The sequence below is a fragment of the Pseudodesulfovibrio senegalensis genome, from assembly GCF_008830225.1.
Classification (GTDB): Bacteria; Desulfobacterota; Desulfovibrionia; order Desulfovibrionales; family Desulfovibrionaceae; genus Pseudodesulfovibrio; species Pseudodesulfovibrio senegalensis.
Window position 1 is genome coordinate 66,623 of sequence record NZ_WAIE01000004.1, and the last position, 22,094, is coordinate 88,716.

Below are 22,094 nucleotides of genomic sequence, written 5' to 3' on the forward strand. Positions count from 1 at the left end.
GTGGGTGGGGAGGTCTATGTCAATGCCATCAATGAATTCTAGGGCGCACGAGCTTCCATGGAAGATATATTTGTGTTTGGCTTTGATCGTCATTTATGGGCGTGTTTGTTCATACTATGGGAGCATTATGTTGACCTTGTTGAACATTGCTTCAAAGCGAGCCAATGTCTCTTCACTAACAGGGATGTCTTTTCCAATAACGGATAAGGCTGTTTGTGAGGGTTTAAAGTGGTTGAAGGGAGTATCAATCTTTTCAGACTTTATAAAAGATTCAATCCGCTTAATGATTCTAGGCTGCTGGCCCAGTTTTGTGACAGTCAGTTGCTTAAGTTTCGGATATGTTTTCTTAACCAGCTTTATATATTCGCCAGGAGTAAAAAGATCTTCAATGTCAGCATCTTTCTGTTTGGTAAATTGGTTGAGTTCAATAATTTGTTTACGAGTTAAGAAGTGGTTTTTAATCAAATTATCTACTCGTTGTTGGTCTTTCTTTGTAATGTCCATAAGTACACATATATTTAGTTCATTAGAACCAATTAACGTTGCAAATGTTGCGAGTTTGTCTGCTCCTCCAACAGGCGTAATAGCCCATTTGTCACTCAAACCTTCTCGTCCCTTATCTCGCAGCACTTCAGAAAGGATTTGCATGTAAAGAAGATCAGAAGGTCCTTCTACCAATAAGCAGTTGGGACCTAAAAATAATGTTTGTGCTAAACTGTACCCCATTGCTGCTTGAAGTGGGAAAACTGTGTTGTGGTCAACGCTCAGGCAGTCAGAAGAGACCTTAACGCCTACATCTTCCAAATCCTCTACAGTTCTAACTCGTTCAAGGTGCTGTGAGTCGATCATAAATGGAGAATGTGTCGTGTAGATAATTTGGTGATCTGTTGCCAATACCTCTTCTATAAAACGAAGTAGGTCTGCTTGAGCACTTGCGTGAAGGTTTAACCCTGGTTCATCAAGAAGTATGATGACGTTCGAATGGTCTTGAGACAGTTTTTTAAATGCCGTTAAGAAAGAGAAAAACCAAACGAAACCCCTGGAACGTTCATCAAAAGGAACTGTTACTCTGTGTTTGTTGTTTTTGATTCGAACATGGAATATCTCAGCTTGATTATTGCCAGGAGCCCTGTTGACATCAAATTCTACTTCTAGTTGTGAGTTTTGTTTCCAGTATTTGAAAACGTCATCTGTGATCTCGTTTGCGATTGCTTCCAAATTAGCTTTGTGGTGCTCGTAGTTAGTGTTTTGTTGAAGCTCTTGAGGTGTGATGTCTGCGAGTGCAAGTAGTTCATTCAAGGTCTTTATGCCGTCATCTGTAGAGTCCGTTATTTGATCTAACGAGGCTTGACCTTTCATGATTCGATAGTCGTCAAAAAAGAATATCTTTGGAATCCTGTCTTCTAAAATTGTGTTCCATATGTGGATTGTCAGGCTTTTGTCCTGAATATTCTTTAGTTCATCAATCCATCCTGCAACGACGGTTTGGTCTTCCAGAGCTTCTAGTGCTGCAATTTGGGATTCTATGTCTTTAGTTGTTTTAACTGTTGGAGATTCTTCCTCGGAGGCCCTTTTGTCCTTAATATAGTTTTTCAGCCATTCTTCTTCGTCGACACTGAGGCCTATGGTTCGATTCCCGTTGTATTTAATATCGACTGAAAGTTTGGCTCCCTTCGACACACAGCTTCCGTGTTCCTCAGAAATTGCATGGATGTCCGATGTGTCCAACGTGAAAACTGTTTTTAAGACAGTTGCGACTTGTTCTTTACCCGATTTAACATTTCGTTGGTAAGCTCTAAGTTTTTTACGAGGGTAGTCTCGAACTTCATCGTAAGTGCATTCTTCAACTGGATTTAGCCGATATAGAGCTTGCAGAAGGGTTGTTTTACCTGCTTCATTTTTCCCTACAAAGCATGTGACCTTTGACCCGGTATCAATTTTAGTAGAGTCATCGATGTTTTTGTAGTTAAGTACTTGGTAATGACTTAAGTGCATGGGGTCCTCCTTCAGCGATTTCTTGGATAGTTCTTGACCCTCCAAGCTCGTCGATGACCTTGACTGTGGGAATCATCATTTCATGGTATTGCGGCATGTTCATTTGTCGTTGATATACTCCTCTGTCTATAAAAAGCCAAGGTCTGAATAAAAAAAGTGATATGGAAACCTCAACACAATAGCCCTGTTGCAACACAAAGCCTCCCCGTTTGACAGCTCCCGTTGAAAATGTTTCGGTTGCCTTCCCTTCGACTGTCTTCTAACGCGGGATCGATTCCATGTTTGAATATTCCCTTGCGCACTGGTCGGCCTTTCTGGCCGCAGCCTTTTTGTTGAACGTTTCCCCGGGGCCGGACATGGCCTTTATTCTGAGCCACACGGTCAAGGGCGGCAAAAAGGCCGGGCTGGCCGCCATGCTCGGCATCTGGACCGGCGCTTCCTGCCACGTGCTGCTGGCCGCGCTCGGGCTCACGGCCATTGTGGCCGGTTCGGCCATGGCCTTTTCCGTGGTCAAGTGGGCGGGTGTGGCCTATCTGCTCTGGCTCGGGGTGCAGGCCATCCGTTCGGACGGTGGGACGCTGCTCGTTGAAAAGCGCGGCAAGTCCGTAAGCATCGGCTCCGTGTTTCGCCAGGGCGTGTTCATCGATTTGCTGAACCCCAAGGTGGCCACGTTTTTTCTGGCATTTCTGCCGCAGTTCGTGGTGGAAGGGGCCGGACCCGTATGGGCGCAGCTTTTGCTGCACGGCGTGCTGATCATCGCTGTGGCCGCGTTTGTGGAGCCTCCGGTGATCCTGTGCAGCGACAGGTTGACCGAAAAATTGCGCCGGAGCCGTTCCCTGCGCGTGTGGCTGGACCGCGGCCTCGGTTCCGTGCTCATTGCGCTCGGCGTCCGGCTGGCCCTGACCGAGCGGTAGGGCGGAACACGCCGCGTCTGTTGCTGACCGTATTTATCAAGGACCCGCACATGGATGTGCGGGCCCTTTTTTATGCGGTTAGCGTTTCTTTTTCATGCGTTTTATGCGCAGGGCCACGTCTTTCCAGCGTTCCTTTTCAACGCGGTCCGCGCTTTTTTCGCTGCGGGCCGAAACGTATTCCATTTCCCGTTTCATTTTGTGGTAGCTGGCCAGCCTGTCTTCGCCGAGGTCGCCGGAGGCCACGGCGCGGAGCACGGCGCAGCCCGGTTCGTGCTGGTGCGTGCAGTCGGCAAAGCGGCAGGATTCCGAAAGCTCCCGTATCTCGGGAAACGCGCCGTCAAGGCCGCTGCCGTCCGTGTAAAAGGCGATTTCGCGGATGCCGGGATTGTCCATCAGCAGCCCGCCGCCGGGCATGGGGATGAGTTCGCGCGCCGTGGTGGTGTGGCGGCCCTTGCCCACGCTTTGGCTCACGGACGCCGTGGCCTGGATGTCGCTGCCATGCAGCAGGTTGGCCAGCGTGGACTTGCCCGCGCCTGAAGAGCCGAGCATGATCACGGTTTTTCCGTGTCCGAAGTGCACGCGCAGTTCGTCCACGCCGGTGCGGTCGGTCATGGATGTCGGCACCACGGGAACGCCGAAGGCTATCTGTTCCACTTCCTGCCGGTACGTTGCCGGGCTCTGAACGAGGTCCGCCTTGGTCAGCACGATCACCGGCGCGATGCCGCAGTTGTAGACCAGCGCCAGATAGCGTTCCAGACGCCGCAGGTTGTAGTCGCGGTCCAGCCCGCAGACAATGAACGCTGTATCCATGTTCGCGCCCATGGGCTGTTCGTTTCTGGCGGTTTCGTCCTGTTTGCCCCGTGCGCCAGCCCGGCCTCGGCAGAGCATGTTCCTTCGAGGCAGGACCTCGGTTATGACGCTTTCCTTTGTGAGCACCCAGTCGCCGGTGACCGGATAGCGGTGCTGTTCCCTGCGCAGCAGCCTGCCCGCCGGGGCGCAGAGCCATTCCGCATGGCCGTTGCCCACCAGAAAACGGCCGCGTTGCGCGCTGAGAACACGGGCGACGCGGGCGTGCGGTCGGTCCATGGTCGCGAGGTGGTGCTCGAAGAGGTCGTCCCATCCGAGTTGGTTGAGCCTGTCGATTCGTTGTGCCGGGTCCGTGCCCGTATTGTCGTATATGGTCATGGTTCACCTGTATTGTCGTGCCGACGCCGTGCATCGGCCCTGATTCGTGAGCAAGGGCGGCCGGTGGGTAACCGGCGGCCGGTTTCATGCATAGTGGTGAATGGCGTGAATCACGGGCACGACAAAAGACCTGTTTCGGGCGAAACAAATCGGACAGGCTGAAAACAGCCGAATGGAAGCCGTACCAGAATACGGCGGGGACAGTTTAGACCTGCGGGGTGCCCTTGGTGTTCACGACATGGGGCACAAGATCCATTGACTGGCTATACATCCAAACTCCTTTGGCGTGTTAAGATGCCGCTTTTGTGAAGAAAATACGGAGCAGTGTCAACCCTGCTTCGGCGAGGGGCGGCCGCAAAAAGATAAAGGGCCTCAGGCAAACGCCTGAAGCCCTTTTAGGTCCCGGAACAAGGCCCCATGTCCGGGACGCAATATGGTTGCGGGCGAGCTACCAGCCTTTGCTGCCCATGATTTCTTTCATCTTGGCTTCGGTCTCGCGTTCCACCAGCAGCATCTTCTTGGCCTGGGCCTTGTGGATTTTCTCGGTCAGCGAGTTGATGTCCGCGGGTTTTTCCATGAAGTCCATGGCTCCAAGCCGCATGGCTTCCACGCCCTTTTCCAGCGAGGCGTGCCCGGTGAGCAGGATGATCTGCATGTTGGGACGCTCGGCCTTGATGCGCTTGAGCACCTCGATGCCGTCCATGCCGGGCATTTGCAGGTCCAGCACCACGGCATCGAACGAGTCCTGATTCACGGCGTCCAGCGCGGCGTTGCCGTCCTGTGCCGTGGTCACTTCCATGCCGCGCAGGTTCATGCGGTCCGAAAGGTTTTGCAGGAAATCGGTTTCGTCGTCGATGAGCAATACTTTTTCAGCCATCTGGGGTCTCCTTGTGTGGCTTTGATTGAATGAAGTGTATTCTTTGCCCGTTTACGCCTGCCGGAGCGGGAGGGTCAGCTCCAGCGCGTTGCCGTGTGCGTGCAGGGTTGCGCCCACGGCTTGGGCCGTTTCTCGCAATTGTTGGTCGGGCGCGGGTTCCTGTTCCAATCCCTGGAGCAGGACCTGTACGCCGTCTGCCACGGTGGTGGCGGAAAATTTCAGGGCCGTGCCCTGCTGTGCGCTCTCCAGCGCGCAGAGTATCATGCCGTGCAGCACGCGCTCCACGCCGTACGGGTCGGCCCGTAAATGGGCCTCTCCGGGCAGCGCTTCCAGCGTGGCACCCTTGGCGTTCACCGGTCGGCGGCACAGCTCGCTCATGAGCGTCAGCATTTCGCCCATGTCCATGGAGCGCACGTCCTCGTCCACGCTGTGGGCAAAGGTGTTCATGTTCTTGATGATCGAATCTCCGCGGCGCACCTGTCCCAGTATGGACTTGGCCACCGACACCAGACGCTCGGGCTCGATGGGCCGCCCCTTGTCGGCCAGCATGCACAGGTCGTCCAGCAGGCCTGCGCTTTCGTTGATGACCGCCAGCACGTTCTTGAGATCGTGCGAAATGGTGGCGCTTACGCGGCCGAAGAATTTCAGGTCTTCGCGTCGGGATGATTCGCTCATGCTATTTCTCCATGACTCTACGCAGGGTTTCCATCAAGTCTTCGATGGCCACGGGTTTGATCAGGTAGAAGGCGGCTTCGGCGCACCCTTGTTTGAAGTCCTCTTCGGACCCGTGTCCGGAAAGGAAGACAAAGCGCATGTCCGGGCACAGGGCCGAGAGTTCGCGCCGAAGTTCAAGCCCGCTCATGCGGGGCATCTTCATGTCCAGCACGGCCACGTCAAAGCATTTTTCCTTGGCCATTTCAATGGCATCCGTGCCGCAGCAGCAAAATTCCGCGTGAATGCCGCGCATGTCCAACCGTTCAGCCATGGCGGAAACCAGTTCGTGTTCGTCGTCTACCAGCAGTATTTTCATGCCTGTTCAGCCTTGTTGGTTGTGGGGGTTATGGGCAGTGTGATGGTGAAGGTGGTTCCCTTGCCCACTTCGCTTGCCACGGTCATGGTGCCGTCCAGTTCCTGCACCAATCCGTACGTGATGGAAAGGCCCAACCCGGTGCCGCCGCGTTTCTTCTTGGTGGAGAAGAACGGTTCGAATATGCGTTTGCGGTCGTTTTCCGGGATGCCGCAGCCGTCGTCGCTCACCGTGAACTGCAACGCGTTGGGCCCGGCCTTGTGGGCCGTGATGGTCAGGGAGCCGCCGTCGTTCATGGCCTGGAAGGCGTTGTTGACCAGGTTCAGGAATATCTGCTGCAACTTGCCGCGGTCCGAGGTGAAATCCGGCAGGTCGTCGGGAATATCCATGGTGATGGATATGCTGCGGTATTCGGCCTCCTTGTGCAGAAAGCCGATGACCTCGGTGGCCAGTTTCTTGAAATGAATCTGTTCCATGGCCACGTCGATGTGCCGGGCAAAGCTCAGCAGCCGTTTGGTGATGGTGCCGCAACGGTGCACGGACTGGAGAATGGAGTCCACGTTGCGCACCAGCCGTTCATCCTTGCCGTATTCGTCGCGGAAGGTGAAGATGTCCTTAATGAGTCCGGCCTTTTCGTTGATGATGGCCAGCGGATTGTTGATCTCGTGGGCCACACCCGCGGCAAGGCGTCCGATGGAGGCCATGCGGTTGGTGTGTTCCATGTGGTGCAGGGTCTTGGCCCGGGTCTGGTCCGCAATGAATATCTTGGAAACCATGCGGGTGGCCACGCCCACGATGACCAGCAGAATGACCACGATGCTGACCACCAGCAGCCAGAGCAGTTCCATGCGGATGGTTTCCCATGGCTGCATGACCTGTTCGGTGATCTTGACCACCATGAGCACGAACGGGGTGTCCGTGATGAACGCGTACCCAACCATGACGCCGGTACCGTCTTTTTCCTGCGCTTCGAGCACGGTGGTCTTGGACGAATACTCGGGCATGGGCAGGCCGAGGTCCGTGAGAACGTCGCCGTGCCAGCGCGAAGGGGTCTGGAGCGTGCCCTTGTGGTTGGTGATGAACACATCGCCGCCGTGGGCGAGGTCCAGCGAGGCCAGCAGCGCGTTGAAGCGGGCCGTGTCCAGGGTGGCGCGTATCACATAGGGACCGTCGGGTCCGGTTTCCGGGCAGCGCACCGCCACAATCAGGTGCGGCTCGTCGCGGTAGCCCAGAAACACGCCGCTGATGTAGGCACCCTTTTCACGGGTGCGGGTGAACCAGTATTGCTCCCCGTAGTCCCGGCCCTGCAGTTCGTAGGGGCCGATGTAGGCCACCTGCCTGCCGCTGCCGTCGATGAGCCCGATGTCCACGAATCCGCCGAAGCTGCTTTTGAGTCCCTGCAGGATGCTTTTCAGCCGTTCGGGATTGCGCAGGTTGCGCACGGATTCGCGCTGGGCGATGAATTCCAGCGCGCTTTTGCGTTCGTCCAGAAAGTAGGCCACCGAGCGGCGCGTGTTGGAGGTGACCCGCGTGAGACGCAGGATGTTTTCGGATTTCAGGGAACGACGGGTGACGTTGTAGTCCATGAAGGTCATGATCAGAAGCGGCACAAGGGCCACCACGGTCAGCAGGCCGATTGCCTGCCGCCATGTGCGCCTGTAGTTGAACAGGCTCTTGTGCGGTCCGGCGTCCGGGTTGGTATCCCAGAAATCCGGTATCAATCGCTTCAGAAAGGACATTTCGCCACCCGTCTCCCGTTGCTATCTGTTCTGGTTGATCTTTTCGTTGGCCTTTTTCAGCGTTTCGCTGAGAACGTCGATGTCCACCGGCTTGTGCAGGTAGGCAAACGCGCCCAGTTCCATGCATACTTCGCGGTCCTTTTCCGAACCGTGGCCTGTGAGGATGATGACCTCGATGCCGGGCCGGGTACTCTTGACCCGTCTGAGCACCTCGATGCCGTCGATGCCGGGCATCTTGAGGTCAAGGATCATCACTTCGGGCTCGTCATCTTCCATGAGATCCAGCGCGGACTCTCCATCGTAAACCACAGCGGAACCCATGTCACGCAGGAGCAGCCGTTCGGAGAGGGTCTGCACGAATTCGCGTTCGTCGTCCACCAGCAGCACCTTGGACGGCAGGGCGAAGTCCACCTTGCGGTAGATGTCGGTCTGGTGGAAGCCCTTGCCCACCTGCGTGTTCACGCCGGTCACGCCGTCCACGCCGGAGACGATCTCCTTGAGTTCGCGTTCAAGGCGTTCCAGCATGAGCACGTGCTTGTTGATGGTCAGGGTGATTTCGCCCTTGTGCGCCCGCACGGTCACGTTGTGGCCTTCTCCGGCCAGCACGGTTTCCACGGTGGCGGCCAGCAGGAAATCGCGCACGGCCTGACGGCTGGCGTCGGTGGTTTCCAGCGCCTTGTTGCCGAGCTGTTCGATGATCAGGTCCGCGCAGCGTTCCACGCCGGTGGAGGCCACGGGCAGCACCATGTCGTAGAGGGATTCGGCCCAGGGGTCTTCCGCACCGGTCACGGCCTTGACCCATGCAGCGCGGTCTTCGTCGTCCTTGTGGATCAGCTTGTGGGCGTGCTTTTCGGCATAGCCTTCCTGCTTTTCAGCCACGGCGAGCCGGGCCTGCATGTCGGAGATGAGGCAGACGCGCATGACATGGCTGATTTTCCTGTCCGCCAGTTGCGAGGCGAAACCGGACACCAGCAGGTTGTCGGCGTCTTCAAGCTTGTGGGCCATGGCCAGCCGCAGCCAGGCAATGGCGCGTTCTTTTTCATGGCTGAATTTGTTGAATACGGACGCTCCCGAGGAAAAGGCCCGGGTGATGGCCGATTCGGCCATGCCCGAGAGCTTGGCGGCGTCGGCCACGATTTCCTGATCGGTGATCAGCCGGTGTTCCGTGGCGTCGAGCACGCGCTTGACCACGAGTCCCGCCTCGGAGAAGAGACCGTTGAATACGGTAATTACGGACATGTTCATACTCCTTTCGTGCCGCGCCTAGGCGAGGTGGCAGACAGAGGTGAGAGGACAGGAATCTTCGCTGCCGTCCTTGTGCGCCTGTTCATGGGTGGCGTACAGGGCGGTTTCCATTGTCGGATAGACATGGTCCCTGCCGATCTTTTCGAGCAGGTGGGTGCGTTCCAGCACGGCCATGACCGATTCGTTGACCCCGCTGAGCGAGATGTCCAGCCCGGAGCTGCGCACGCGGTCCACGATCAGGGAGAGCGCTTCCTCGCCGGATGCGTCCATGTCGTTGATGCCGTTGGCCACGATGATGATGTGCCTGAGCTTCTGGTTGTTCATCATGCGGTCCGTGATCTGGTCCTCAAGGAAGCTGGCGTTGGCAAAGAAGAGCGGGCCGTCGAAGCGGACCACCGCAATATGTTCGCACTGGCGCAGGCCGTGGGCCGTGGCGTCGCGCAGGGATTCGTCCTCCGAACGGGAGAGGTCCGCCACCTTGGGGCGCATGCTCTTGTAGAGGAACACGCCCAGCGAGAGGACCACGCCCACCATGATGCCCTTGTCCAGATGCGGGGCAAAGGCCAGGGTGCAGGCAAAGGAGAGGATGGAAATGGCGCCGTCATACCACTGGGCCTTCCATGCGTGGATGAAACCCGAGGCATTGATCAGCCCGATGACCGCCATCATAATGACCGCGGCCAGCACGGCCTGCGGCAGGTGGTAGAGCAGCGGGGTGAAGAACATGAGCACGATGACCACCATGAGCGAGGTGAACACGCTGGAGAGGCCGGACACCGCGCCTGCCTGCAGGTTGACCGCCGAGCGGGAGAACGAGCCCGAAGCCGGGTAGCTCTTGCCGCAGGCACCGAGCATGTTGGCAAGGCCCTGGCCGATGAGTTCCTGGTTGGGGTCGAGGCGCTGGCCGGTCTTTGCGGCCATGGCCTTGGCAATGGAAATGGCCTCCATGAAGCCCAGCAACGAGATGATGGCCGCAAACGGGATCAGGTGCAGCATGATCTTGAGGTCCAGCTTGGGCATGCCGATGGCCGGGATGCCCGAGGGGACCGTACCCACCACGGCGCCGCCGCCCATGATCCGGAGGGATGCGGTGTCCAGCGCGGTGTTGCCCACCTTGATGCGCCAGGTGCGGCCGTCCGTGGCCATGCCCTGCGGCGCCTGACCTTGCGGGTAGAGCAGCAGGGTTCCGCTGTCCTCCACGCCGTCGAACAGGGTGGATCGCAGGTCCTCGCGCAGCAGGTGCGCTTCATGCTTGAGCCGGGATATCTGGATGTTCAGCACGCTGAGGTCGTGCTCCGCGTCCAGCGCGGCAACGACCTCCTTGGCGGACCGGGCCTCTTCAAGGCTGGCCGTGAGCGCGGTGCGCTGGGTGGCCAGTTCGTCGATGTTTTTCACGGCATTGTTGAAGGCCAGCACGTTCTGCTGCACTTCGGGTGCGTTGATCGCGTCCAGGGCGATTTTGGAATCGTGATTGAAGCCGAGGCCCCAGGACAGGCCCGTGGTGATGACCACGGCCACCAGCACGTTGGGGATCTTGGGATTGATGCGTTTGAGGACGATCATGATGGCGAAGGCCAGCACGCCCATGCCCAGCGTGGGCAGGTGCGTGTAGTGCAGGGCGCTTTTGACCACGTTGATGATGGTTTCATAGTGGTGCTCGGCCTTGTCCACGTATACGCCGAACATCTTGGAAAGCTGGGATGAGGCGATGATGATGGCTGCGGCGTTGGTGAAGCCGTTGACCACCGGGTGGGACAGGAAGTTGACCACCAGCCCGAGGCGCAGCACGCCCAGCAGGAACTGGAATCCGCCCACCATGAGCGCCAGCAGGATGGCGTAGGCGATGTATCCCTCGCTGCCCGCTGTGGCCAGCGGCTCGAGCGAAGCCGCGGTCATGAGCGATACCACCGCCACGGGACCGGTCGCCAACTGGCGGCTGGAGCCGAACAGGGCGGCGATGAGCGGGGGCAGAAACGATGCATACAGCCCGTAGTATGCGGGCATGCCCGCCAGCTGGGCATAGGCCATGGATTGCGGGATGAGAACAAGGGCGACCGTGAGACCGGATATGGCGTCCGCCCGGAGCGAAGCCATGTCGTAGCCCTTGAACCAGCCAAGGAAAGGAAAAATTTTCGTAACCATCAGTTGTTCCTCTGGGTAGCCTGCAGCAGAGTGCGGCATGCGTTCATCAACTCGTTGAACAATGCGCCTGCGTCGTACAGATTATAGTTCTTGAACCTCACAAGACCATCCACCATGGTAAAAAGAATCAGCGCGGTTTTTCTCGGATGCAATTCCGGATTTATGGTCCCGTCTTCCTGTCCGGCGATGATCGCCCATTCGAAAAAGTCGGTCAGGCAGTTGTATATTTCCTCAAGATGCTTCCGGAATTCGGGGTTGGTCTCGGAAAATTGATATACATGATGCCTGTGCAACAACAGGAATTGATCCTCCAGAAAGCCCGCCAGATACAAATAAAAGGAAACGGTTTCTTCCACACGGTCCAATCCCGAGCTGAACTCCCGGGCTTCCAGAAATTCCTCGAACTGATGCACGATGGATTTTCTGGTCTGCTCCAGGATGGCCAGCAACAGGCCCTCCTTGGTACCGAAATGGTAGAATATGGTTCCCTCGGCCGCCCCGGTCAGGCGCGACAACTCCTGCACGGAGGTGTCGCTGTAGCCCTTGTTTGCAAACAGCACGGTGGCGACTTTGAGAATTGCTTCCTTTTTTTTCATTGCATCTCCTCCGAGTGGCGTCGGAAAACCGAGTGACCACTCAGTATCTTTGTCCCTATAAGCGCAAGGCACGAATGTCAAAGAAATCGCCAAAACTGAGCGTTTACTCAGTTTTGGCGACAATATGTGCGGAACCGTTGGTGATTTTGTGATCAGCTAATAAAAATCAGCAGGGAGAATTACATTTTTTTTGGTTTCTTTCATGCGTTTTGCCGGGAAAACGTTTGGGCGTCCATGTTGGCGAAACGCACCTGCCAGCTTCCGTGGTCAAGGGTCAGCAGGGTCAGGCGGCAGTAGTCCTGATCCATGTCGAACAGGCGGTCAAGGGGCGTTTGTCGCACAAGGCAGAGCAGGGTGCGTATGAACCCTGCGTGGGTCACGGCCAGCACCGAGTCGGCGGGTTCGTTTTTCATGATGTCCAGAAAGCGGGCGGCCCGTTTCTGCACCTGCGCAAAGCTTTCGCCCTGCTCGGGAACGAACCCCCCCAGATCGTTTCCCCGCTGTTCAAATTGGCCGGGAAATGCGGCCCGGACGTCGTCCTTGGTCATTCCCTCCCAGCGGCCGAGGTTGATTTCGCGCAGCAGGGGCATGGGCTCGGCCGCAAGCGGGGCGGGGTGTTGTTCCAGCGCGAGCCGGGCAGTATGCATGGTGCGGCCCAGGTCACTGCATACGGCCTTGTCCAGCCGCACGTTTTTCAGGGCCTGTCCCATGGCCGCGGCCTGTTCTTTGCCGGTTTGGTCCAGCGGCACGTCCGTGCAGCCAATGAACCGGCGCGGGGTGATCTGGGGAATCTGGCCGTGGCGGAGGATATAAAGCTGCTGCATGGCGATGCCTCTAGAGGGTGTTCAGGATTACGGAAAGGGCCTTGAACGAGAAACGTGCCGTGTCCCCGGCCTGTATGCCCATGATCTGCGCGGTTTTGGTGGACACGAGTGCGCAGACATTCTGGCCGAACTTCGTGCGGGCGTTGATTTCCGTGATGACCGGATTGGAGCGCACCGAGGTCACGGTCGCGTCCAGCCGGTTGCGGCGGGAGCCCCCGGTGTGGGCCGGGTTGGCGCAGACCGCCACCAGCGGGGCCTTGACCGAGGCGGCCACAGTGGTTCCCGGCTGCAACGCCAGCGTGTTCAGGCTTTCCGTTGTGATGACCGCGCAAAGGCGTTGCCCGTGGGCGGTTTCCAGCATGATTTCTGCCATGACCGGATCGCGAACGATGTCCGTGACCCGGCAGGAAAAGGTGTTGCGTGCGCTGGTCTTGTCGCGGAGGTCGTCCATTGCCAGCCTGCGCACGATGCGGGAAGCGTCCTGACTGGAATAGCGTTGCAGCACGGCGGTGAGTTCCGGGGAAGACTGGCCGAGCACGGATTGCACCACGGCCAGGGGTACGCCGTTGCGCAGCATTTCCACGGCGCGGGTATTGCGCAACACGCGGGCTGTGGCCAGTTCGCGCGGCACGCCGCATTGGTCTGCCCGGGCATAGAAGGCGCGGCGCACCTGTCCCTGGTCTGCATTCAGGAAATGGCCCTGGCTGCCTGCGGCCATGGGGCTTTCCAGCACCCGGCGCAGTTCCCGGCACAGCCCCTGCGGCAGGGGAACCTCGCGCGTGTTGCCGTTTTTGCCGAACAGGGCCGTGCCCTGCGTCAGGTCAAGATCCCTGTCGTGGTCCAGAGCCAGCACCTCGCCCAATCGCGCTCCGGTGTGGCGCAGCAGCAGGAAGATGAGGCGCATGCGTTCGCGGGCGCGCATATGGTCTGCACGGGAAGCCGTGCCGCGCCAGATGTCGAATGCGGCTTCCAGCCGGGCCGCCTGTTCGGGGCTGAGCAGCCTGATTCCTTCGGGAACCGTGAAAATTTCACTGGGTGCCAGATTGCTGTCGGATGCGTTCATGTGGTTGCCGTGGGTCACGGATTTTCCAGCAGGCGTGACTCGGTTGAGGTTGGGCAGCGTTGTATCTACATATCAAGACGGGCGGGTGTTGTAAATTACGCACGATATAAAGGAGATTGGAATGAAACGCATTGCTTCCATTGTTTTGGCTCTGGTTCTGTTGCTGCCGTCCTCGGTTTTCGCGGCGGACATCATGGTGGCGCAGGCCGCCAACTTCATGCCCGCCATGAAGGAAATCATCCCCGCGTTCGAGGCCAAGACCGGGCTGACCGTGCAGGCCACCTACACGTCCACCGGCAAACTTTACGGACAGATCATCAACGGCGCGCCTTTCGACCTGTTCCTGGCCGCGGACCAGCGCCGTCCGGAAGCCCTTTTTGCCAAAGAGCTTTGCGAAAAGCCGTTTGTGTACGCCAAGGGCCAGATTGTGCTCTGGACCAAGAAGAAGAACCTCTGCGCCATGGAATGGACCAGCGCGCTGAAGGACCCGTCCGTTTCCAAGATCGCCATCGCCAACACGGAAACCGCTCCCTACGGAACCTCGGCCATGAACGCGCTGAAATCCGCGGGGCTGTGGGAATCGATGAAGTCCGAACTGGTCTACGGCCAGTCCATCGCTCAGGTGTTCCAGTATGCGTCCACCGGCGCTGCCGACGTGGGCCTGTGTGCCTTTTCTTCTGTCTTTACCGAAGAAGGCCAGAAGGGCTGCTACACGCTCATCGAACTGGCCCCGCCCGTGGTGCAGGCCGCCTGCGTGCTCAAAAAGGCCGCAAACAACAAGAACGTGGCCCGTTTCGTGGAGTTTCTCGGCTCCGACGAGGTCGCTGCCATCAAGAAAAAGTACGGGTACAAGTAACGCATGGAATGGGAGCCGTTTTACCTTTCGGCCAAGCTGGCCTTCTGGACCATGCTGATCATCCCGTTCATCGCAGCTCCCATCGCCTGCATGCTGGCCTTTGGCCGGTTTGCGGGCAAGAGCGCGGTGGACGCGCTGGTATCCCTGCCCATGGTGCTGCCGCCCACGGTGCTGGGGTTCTGGCTGCTGGTGATCATGGGGCCGCACGGCTCGCTGGGCATGTTCTGGGAAAACATGACCGGACAAAGGCTTGTGTTCAGCTTTATGGGCATCCTCCTGGCTTCGCTGGTGTTCAACCTGCCGTTTGCGGTTCAACCCCTGCGCGCCGCCTTTGAAAAGCTGGACCACAGGCTGCTGGAAAGCGCAGCCATACTGGGGCTTACGCGCACACAGGCCTTTGTGCGGGTCATCATTCCCAACAGCCTCGGCGGGCTGGCCGCCTCTTCGATTCTGGTGTTCGCCCACAGTCTGGGCGAGTTCGGGGTCATCCTCATGGTCGGCGGGAGTATTCCCGGCGAGACCAAGGTGGCGTCCGTGGCCATTTTCGAGGCCGTGGAAGCGCTTCGGTTCGACGACGCGTTCCTCATGTCCGCCGCGCTGGTGCCGGTCAGTTTCGTGGTTCTACTCATCATCAACCGAATCAACGGGAGGCGTTCATGACAGCGCCGTCAATCTTGCAAGTGGCCGTACGCAAGCAGCTCGACCATTACGACCTTGACGTGGATTTTACCTGCGAGGCGGGAACGCTCACGGCCATCGTGGGGCCGTCCGGTGCGGGCAAGACCACGCTGATCCGCATCATCGCCGGGCTGGAACGGCCCGATGCCGGGCGGGTCTGTCTGGGCGATACCTGCTGGACCGACACGGACGCGGGCGTGTTCATGCATGCGCGCAAACGTCGGCTCGGGCTGGTCTTTCAGGAATACACGCTGTTTCCGCACCTCAACGTGCGCAAGAACGTGGCCTTTGCCGCCTCGGACCCGGGGCGCGTGGAACAACTCATGACCCTGTTCGGCATCAGCCACCTTGCGGACAAGCGTCCCTCGGCCATTTCCGGGGGCGAACGCCAGCGGGCCGCATTTTGCCAGGCCCTTGCCCGCGACCCCGTGCTTCTGCTGCTGGATGAGCCGTTTTCCGCGCTGGACGCCGGGACCCGGCGCAGCCTGCGCAGCGAATTGCGGGATATCAAGGACGAACTGGACATTCCCGTGCTGCACGTGACGCACGATCTGGAAGAGGCCGAATATCTGGGCGATTCCATTCTGGCCGTGGACCATGGCCGGGTGTCGCCGGATTGGTTCAGCGGCCAGATGTGTTCCTTGCGCAGTATGAATACTTCCATAAATCAAGAGAGTTACATATGAAACGCTTTCTATGCATGGTGGTGGCGCTGGTTCTGTTTGCCGCGCCTGCTTTTGCCGGAGAAAACATGGTTTTGGCCGCGGGCGGCGGATACAAGAAAATGGTCAACGCCTTGGCCAAGGTCTACAAGACCGAGACCGGCAACGACGTGCAGCTCGTGTATGGCAACATGGGCCGGGTCACGGCCCAGGCCAAGAACAGCGGCGCCGTGGACATGGTCATCGGGGCCCGGTTCTTTTTTTCGCGCGCCAAGCTGAATTTTGCCCGCACCATGGAATTGGGGAGTGGCCGCCTTGTGCTGGCATGGCCCAAGGATGCGAGCGGCGGCAATGATCCCGCGGCTCTGCTCACGGCCTCTTCGGCCAAGCGCATTGCCCATCCCGATCCTGTCCGGGCCATATATGGCCGGGCCGCGCACCAGTATCTGGAACGTTCCGGGCTGTTGCCGGAGGTGGAAAAACACATCGTGGTGGTGGCCACCGTGCCGCAGGTGTTTTCCTATCTGAGCATCAACGAGGTGGACCTCGGATTCCTGAATCTGACCCATGCCCTGAACGTGCACGATTCGTTGGGCGGGTTCATCGAGGTGCCGCAGCAATATTACGACCCCATCGACATCATTGCCGGGGAGTTGAACAATGCCGCCCATCCCGAGCGGGTCGCGGATTTTTTCCGTTTTCTGAAAACGGACAAGGCCCGCAGCATCATTCAGGAAAACGGACTGTAACCCGTGTCCTGGCAGGCGATCCTGCTTGACGCCTCGACCTGGGGGCCGTTGCTGCTAACTGCCCGGGTCATGGCTGTGGCCGGGGTGCTGTTGCTTGTGGCCGGGGTGCTCATCGCCTATTATCTCACCTGCAGCCGGTCGCGCCTGCGGCCGGTTGTGGATTTTCTGGTTACGTTGCCGCTGGTTTTCCCTCCCATTGCCACGGGGTTCGCCCTGCTGCTCTTTTTCGGCAGGGACGGCCCGGTGGGAAGGCTGACCGGAGCGGAACTGGTCTTCAGCTTTCCGGGCGTGGTGCTGGCCTCGTTCGTGGCCGGGCTGCCGCTCATGGTCAAACCCGTGGAGGCGGCCCTGCGCGGTCATGGTCGCAAGCTGGCCGAGGCCGCATACGTGCTGGGCAAAAGCGAATGGCAGACTTTTTCACAGGTCTTGCTGCCCAACGTGCGCCGCAGCGTGCTGGCCGGCTGGCTGCTGGCGTTGGGACGCTGCCTGGGCGAGGTGGGCATGACCCTCATGCTGGGCGGCAACGTCATCGGCAAGACCAACACGTTGTCTTTGGAGATATACAACGCCGTATTCAGCGGCGAATTCGACCGGGCCATTGTACTGTCCTGCGTCATCGGGGTGGTTTCCCTTGCCCTGTACGCGGCGCTCAGGCGGTTGTCCGCAGTTTGACAGGTAACGGAATACAAGGAGTAGACATGAGCGAGATTCTTGCCGCGGTCCGGGACAGGGCCGTGGAAATATGGAAAAAGGAAGATATTCTGGGACAGAGCGTGCGGGTGGTCACCGGCCCGCTCAGTGTGGAACAGGCCATCGGCGATCCGGGCGGCGGGGATTTTCCCATCCAGAAGGGCAAGGAAAAACTCATGGAGGCCGGAGTGGGCGATGCCCGCGGGCAGGCCTTTACCGACGACTTCGGCACGCACAGCGCCACGTTGGGCGAAATTGCGCAGTTGCCGCTGGATTCCAATTTCAACCGCGCCGTGTTCGTGGCCGCGTTCAATGCGGCCATGCGTAGCATCGGGCAATCGGAAAACACCGTGCATTGCAGGGACAACGGCCCGCACGACTGTGCCGCGCAGTTGCCCGATTACATTCGGAAAACCTACGGCAAGCCGCGCATAACCCATGTGGGCTTTCAGCCCGCTATGATCGAATCCGTGGGCAGGGAGTTCGAATTGCGGGTGCTGGATCTCGACCCGGACAACATCGGCCAGACGCGGCGCGGCGTGCTTGTGGAAGGCCCGGAAGCGGCCGCCGAAGCCATTGAATGGGCCGAACTGCTCATGGTCACCGGCACCACGCTGGCCAATGCCACCATCGACAACTTCATTGACGCCGAAGGCCGGGGCGTGACAGGCGCGCCCGTGCTCTTTTACGGCACCACCATTGCGGCGGCCTGCGATCTCATGGGCTGGGACCGTTTTTGCCCCATGAGCAGCTAGCCTTTCATACGCATACTCGATTTCACCGGGCGGTGCAGGAGTTCTCCTGCGCCGCCTTTTGTCATCGTGCTGTGCAGAACATATTAAAAAGGTCATTGACCGAATATGTCTTTTGGGGCATAATAATAATATTATATTGAAATAATTATTATTTTTTTTGAAAATAACGAAAAAAGATCTCCCGGTCAGCCTCGTTCGACGGCGTTGTTCGGGAGGATATCACGGAGTTTGGTGAACATGAAAACGGTAGCAGTGGAGGAGGCCGTGGGAATGGTCCTGTGTCATGATATGACGCGGATCGTTCCCGGAGAGTCCAAGGGACCGGCCTTTCGCAAGGGGCATGTCATCAGCGAGCAGGATATTCCCCTGCTTCTGGAAATAGGCAAGGAACACATCTACGTGCTGGACCTCGAAGAGGGCCAGCTGCATGAAAACGAAGCGGCGCGGCGCATCGCCAATGCCGTGGCCGGACCGGGCCTGAGCCTGAGCAGCGTGAGCGAGGGCCGCATCAACATGACCGCCTCGCCCGGGCTTTTGCGCGTGGACGTTGCAGCCCTGAACCGCGTCAACTCGGTGGAGGAAGTGGTCGTGGCCACCATGCACAACGGCCTGCTGGTGACCGAGCCGCGCGAGGTGGCCGGAACCCGCGTTGTTCCGCTGGTGGTGGACGAAGAGCGCGTGCGCCGGGTGGAGGAGATCTGTAGCGAGACCGGCCCGGTGCTTCGGGTCAAGCCGTTTCTGCCCTTCAATGTGGGCGTTGTCACCACGGGCAGCGAAGTTTTTCATGGCCGCATCCGGGACCGTTTCGGCCCTGTGGTGCGCCGCAAGTTCGAATCCATGGGTTCCACCATCGCCGGGCAGGTTTTCGTCAGCGACGAGCCGGACATGACCCGCGACGCCATTCTGGAATTCATCGACAACGGAGCCACCATGGTGGTGCTCACGGGCGGCATGTCCGTGGACCCGGACGACCAGACCCCGGCCAGCATCCGCGCCACCGGGGCCGACGTTGTCACCTACGGCTCGCCCACGTTCCCGGGTGCCATGTTCATGCTCGCCTATCTGGACGGCGTGCCCATCGTGGGCCTGCCCGGGTGCGTCATGTACTACCGCGCCTCCATTTACGATCTCGTCGTTCCCCGACTGCTGGTGGGTGAGAAGGTCACCCGTGAAGACATCGTGGCCCTTGGCCACGGCGGTTTTTGCGCGGGGTGCGATACGTGCCGATTCCCGGTCTGTCCGTTTGGCAAGGCCGGTTAGAGCAATACTGCCCCTGAAGGGGTGACGATAGTCTGAATGCGTAAATCCGAACAAGGAGGATTTCGGATGATCAAGAGAACAATCAAAGTGAATGATGTCGAACGCATGGTCATTGCCGAGGCCGACAAGTCCTTGGCTCTGGTCCTGCGGGAAAACCTCGGGCTCACCAGCGTCAAGGTGGGCTGTTCCACGGGACAGTGCGGCAGCTGCACCGTGATTCTGGACGGCAAGGTCATTCGTTCCTGCACCCGCAAATGGGGCAAGATGAAGAACGGCGCCCGGATTCTCACCCTCGAAGGCGTGGGCACGGCGGGCAACCTGCATCCCATCCAGCTGGCGTGGATCGCCTACGGCGGCGCCCAGTGCGGATTCTGTTCCCCGGGTTTCATCGTCTCCACCGTGGGCCTGCTGGAATCCAACCCCTCGCCCACCCGCGAGGAAGTTCGCGACTGGTTCCAGAAACACCGCAACGCCTGCCGCTGCACCGGCTACAAGCCGCTGGTGGACGCGGTCATGGCCGCGGCCGAGGTCATGCGCGGCGAAAAGACCATGGACGACCTGCTGTTCAAGATTCCCGAAGACGGCCGCATCTGGGGCACCAAGTATCCCCGCCCCACCGCGGTTGCCAAGGTCACCGGCACATGGGACTTCGGTGCGGACATCGGTCTGCGCCTGCCGCAGGGAACCCTGCACTGCGCGCTGGCGCAGGCGGAAGTTTCCCACGCCAAAATCCTGTCCATCGACACCAGCGAAGCCGAGGCCATGCCCGGCGTTTTCAAGGTGGTCACCCACAAGGACGTCAAGGGCAAGAACCGCATCACCGGCCTGATCACCTTCCCCACCAACAAGGGTGACGGTTGGGATCGTCCCATTCTCTGCGACGAAAAGATCTTCCAGTACGGCGACGCCATCGCCATCGTCTGCGCGGACTCGGACAAGCACGCCCGCGAAGCCGCCAAAAAGGTCAAGGTGGAGCTGGAACAGCTGCCCGAATACATGAGCGCCCCGGCCGCCATGGCCGAAGACGCCATCGAGATTCATCCGGGCACGCCCAACGTCTATTATGAACAGAAGGTCGCCAAGGGCGAGGACACCAAGCCCATCTTCGACAAGGCCGACGTGGTCATCGAAGGCGACTACTACACCCAGCGCCAGCCGCACATGCCCATCGAGCCGGACGTGGGCTTTGCCTATGAAAACGACGAAGGCAAGCTGGTCATCCACTCCAAGTCCATCGGCGTGCATCTGCATATGTTCATGATCGCTCCGGGACTGGGCATGGATCCGGAAAACATGGTCATGGTCCAGAACCCCACGGGCGGCACCTTCGGGTACAAGTTCTCCCCGACCATGGAAGCGTTGGTGGGCGCGGCCGCACTGGCCACCGGACGCCCCTGCTTCCTGAATTACGACTGGTATCAGCAGCAGACCTACACCGGCAAACGTTCGCCGCAGTTCACCTCCGTGCGCATGGCCGCCACCAAGGACGGCAAGCTGCTGGGCATGGAGAGCGACTGGACCGTGGACCACGGCCCGTACTCCGAATTCGGCGATCTGCTGACCCTGCGCGGCGCGCAGTTCATCGGCGCGGGCTACGACATCCCGGCCATCCGCGGCGAAGGCCGCACCGTGTGCACCAACCACGCGTGGGGCGCGGCGTTCCGCGGCTATGGCGGACCCGAAGCCGAATTCCCGTCCGAAGTGCTCATGGACGAACTGGCCGAAAAGCTGGGCATGGACCCGCTGGAACTGCGCTACAAGAACGTGTACCGCAAGGGTTCCACCACACCCACCGGACAGGACCCCGAAGTCTATAGCCTGCCCGAGATGCTCGACAAGCTGCGTCCGGTCTATGAAGAAGCCAAGAAAAAGGCCGAGGCCAATTCCACGGACGAAATCAAACGCGGCGTGGGCATTGCCCTCGGCATCTACGGTTCCGGCCTTGACGGCCCGGACACCGCCGAAGCCGATGCCGAGCTGAACGAAAACGGCACCGTGACCATCTATTCCTGCTGGGGCGACCACGGTCAGGGCGCGGACATGGGCACGTTGGGCACGGCTCACGAAGCCCTGCGTCCCCTGAACATCACGCCGGATCAGATCAACCTGATCATGGCCGATACCAGCCTCGCCCCCAATGCAGGCCCGGCCGGCGGCAGCCGTTCGCAGGTCATGGTCGGACAGGCCATCAAGAATGCCTGCGAGCAGTTGGTTGCGGCCATGAAGAAGCCGGACGGAAGCTTCCGCACCTATGATGAAATGGTGGCCGAGAAAAAGGAACTGCGCTACTTCGGCAAGTTCACGGCCCCGGCCAACAACTGCGACGAAAACGGACAGGGCAACCCGTTCTGCTGCTACATGTACGGCGCGTTCCTGGCCGAGGTTGCCGTGGAGACCGCCACAGGCAAGACCACAGTGGAAGGCATGACCATGGTTGCCGACATCGGCAAGGTCAACAACTTCCTGCTGGTGGACGGCCAGATTTACGGCGGCATGGCACAGGGCATCGGTCTTGCGCTCACCGAAGATTACGAGGACATCAAGAAGCACTCCACCATGTCGGGTGCCGGATTCCCGTACATCAAGCAGATTCCGGACAAGATGGACATCATCTACGTGGAAACCCCGCGTCCCGACGGCCCGTTCGGCGCGTCCGGCGTGGGCGAAGTGCCGTTGTGCGGTCCGCACCCGGCCATCATCAACGCCATCTACAATGCCTGCGGCGTTCGCATCCGTGAACTGCCCGCACGCCCGGAAAAGGTCCTTGCCGGACTCAAGGGCTAATTGACGAACCGACAACACGGGGCGGTGGTTTTTGCGAACCGCCGCCCCGATTT

General features: G+C 59.1%; 20 protein-coding genes. 9 read left to right on the top strand and 11 right to left on the bottom strand.

Translation table 11 applies throughout. From position 1 onward, the window contains the following. Positions 1-114 precede the first annotated feature (114 nt). Positions 115-1,995: an AAA family ATPase gene (locus F8A88_RS10305; protein WP_151151077.1), complete on the bottom strand. Its 1,881-nt coding sequence runs from the start codon at positions 1,993-1,995 to the stop codon at positions 115-117. 278 nt (positions 1,996-2,273) lie between these two features. Between F8A88_RS10305 and F8A88_RS10315 the strand changes: the two genes are divergently transcribed. Further along, positions 2,274-2,909 carry a LysE family translocator gene (locus F8A88_RS10315; RefSeq protein WP_151151078.1) on the top strand — a complete coding sequence of 212 codons (636 nt, stop codon included), beginning with the start codon at positions 2,274-2,276 and terminating at the stop codon, positions 2,907-2,909. A gap of 78 nt (positions 2,910-2,987) precedes the next feature. Here F8A88_RS10315 and rsgA read toward each other — a convergent pair whose 3' ends face one another. From rsgA to F8A88_RS10365, 10 genes are all read right to left on the bottom strand, one after another. Then, the gene (gene rsgA / locus F8A88_RS10320) at positions 2,988-4,094 is read right to left on the bottom strand and encodes a ribosome small subunit-dependent GTPase A (RefSeq protein ID WP_151151079.1); all 1,107 of its coding nucleotides are present in this window, start codon (positions 4,092-4,094) and stop codon (positions 2,988-2,990) included. A gap of 448 nt (positions 4,095-4,542) precedes the next feature. Beyond that, positions 4,543-4,971 (bottom strand): response regulator, encoded by a 429-nt coding sequence (locus tag F8A88_RS10325; protein ID WP_151151080.1) that lies wholly within the window; start codon positions 4,969-4,971, stop codon positions 4,543-4,545. Between the two features lie 51 nt (positions 4,972-5,022). Then, positions 5,023-5,646, bottom strand: a complete 624-nt coding sequence (locus tag F8A88_RS10330) for an ATP-binding protein (protein WP_151151081.1) — start codon at positions 5,644-5,646, stop codon at positions 5,023-5,025. A 1-nt stretch (position 5,647) separates the two neighbouring features. Continuing rightward, entirely contained in the window at positions 5,648-6,001 is a 354-nt protein-coding gene (locus F8A88_RS10335) for a response regulator (protein ID WP_151151082.1), read from the bottom strand. Continuing rightward, positions 5,998-7,737: a sensor histidine kinase gene (locus F8A88_RS10340; RefSeq protein WP_151151083.1), complete on the bottom strand. Its 1,740-nt coding sequence runs from the start codon at positions 7,735-7,737 to the stop codon at positions 5,998-6,000. Before F8A88_RS10340 ends, F8A88_RS10335 begins: the two co-directional genes overlap by 4 nt. A gap of 21 nt (positions 7,738-7,758) precedes the next feature. After that, on the bottom strand, positions 7,759-8,976 hold the full coding sequence (locus F8A88_RS10345; protein WP_151151084.1) for a response regulator: 1,218 nt from the start codon (positions 8,974-8,976) through the stop codon (positions 7,759-7,761). A 24-nt stretch (positions 8,977-9,000) separates the two neighbouring features. After that, on the bottom strand, positions 9,001-11,124 hold the full coding sequence (locus F8A88_RS10350; RefSeq protein ID WP_151151085.1) for a SulP family inorganic anion transporter: 2,124 nt from the start codon (positions 11,122-11,124) through the stop codon (positions 9,001-9,003). Continuing rightward, positions 11,124-11,720, bottom strand: a complete 597-nt coding sequence (locus tag F8A88_RS10355; protein WP_151151086.1) for a TetR/AcrR family transcriptional regulator — start codon at positions 11,718-11,720, stop codon at positions 11,124-11,126. Before F8A88_RS10355 ends, F8A88_RS10350 begins: the two co-directional genes overlap by 1 nt. A 200-nt stretch (positions 11,721-11,920) precedes the next feature. Next, the gene (locus F8A88_RS10360; RefSeq protein ID WP_151151087.1) at positions 11,921-12,544 is read right to left on the bottom strand and encodes a histidine phosphatase family protein; all 624 of its coding nucleotides are present in this window, start codon (positions 12,542-12,544) and stop codon (positions 11,921-11,923) included. Positions 12,545-12,554: 10 nt separating this feature from the next. Continuing rightward, positions 12,555-13,607, bottom strand: coding sequence for a TOBE domain-containing protein (locus F8A88_RS10365; protein WP_151151088.1), 1,053 nt, complete (start codon positions 13,605-13,607; stop codon positions 12,555-12,557). 121 nt (positions 13,608-13,728) lie between these two features. Between F8A88_RS10365 and modA (F8A88_RS10370) the strand changes: the two genes are divergently transcribed. The 8 genes from modA (F8A88_RS10370) (at position 13,729) to F8A88_RS10405 (ending at position 22,041) form a co-directional block, all read left to right on the top strand. Beyond that, positions 13,729-14,463 carry a molybdate ABC transporter substrate-binding protein gene (gene modA, locus F8A88_RS10370; protein ID WP_151151089.1) on the top strand — a complete coding sequence of 245 codons (735 nt, stop codon included), beginning with the start codon at positions 13,729-13,731 and terminating at the stop codon, positions 14,461-14,463. Between the two features lie 3 nt (positions 14,464-14,466). Next, positions 14,467-15,123: a molybdate ABC transporter permease subunit gene (gene modB, locus F8A88_RS10375; protein WP_151151090.1), complete on the top strand. Its 657-nt coding sequence runs from the start codon at positions 14,467-14,469 to the stop codon at positions 15,121-15,123. Then, the gene (locus F8A88_RS10380) at positions 15,120-15,827 is read left to right on the top strand and encodes an ATP-binding cassette domain-containing protein (protein WP_151151091.1); all 708 of its coding nucleotides are present in this window, start codon (positions 15,120-15,122) and stop codon (positions 15,825-15,827) included. Before modB ends, F8A88_RS10380 begins: the two co-directional genes overlap by 4 nt. Next, positions 15,824-16,552, top strand: a complete 729-nt coding sequence (gene modA / locus F8A88_RS10385; protein ID WP_151151092.1) for a molybdate ABC transporter substrate-binding protein — start codon at positions 15,824-15,826, stop codon at positions 16,550-16,552. Before F8A88_RS10380 ends, modA (F8A88_RS10385) begins: the two co-directional genes overlap by 4 nt. Positions 16,553-16,555: 3 nt before the next feature. Then, positions 16,556-17,224, top strand: a complete 669-nt coding sequence (locus F8A88_RS10390; RefSeq protein ID WP_241667421.1) for a molybdate ABC transporter permease subunit — start codon at positions 16,556-16,558, stop codon at positions 17,222-17,224. A gap of 26 nt (positions 17,225-17,250) precedes the next feature. After that, positions 17,251-17,997, top strand: a complete 747-nt coding sequence (locus F8A88_RS10395; RefSeq protein WP_151151093.1) for a Rossmann-like domain-containing protein — start codon at positions 17,251-17,253, stop codon at positions 17,995-17,997. Between the two features lie 237 nt (positions 17,998-18,234). Beyond that, positions 18,235-19,257 (top strand): molybdopterin-binding protein, encoded by a 1,023-nt coding sequence (locus tag F8A88_RS10400; RefSeq protein WP_151151094.1) that lies wholly within the window; start codon positions 18,235-18,237, stop codon positions 19,255-19,257. A 66-nt stretch (positions 19,258-19,323) separates the two neighbouring features. Further along, positions 19,324-22,041: a molybdopterin-dependent aldehyde oxidoreductase gene (locus F8A88_RS10405; RefSeq protein WP_151151095.1), complete on the top strand. Its 2,718-nt coding sequence runs from the start codon at positions 19,324-19,326 to the stop codon at positions 22,039-22,041. Positions 22,042-22,094: the final 53 nt, after the last annotated feature.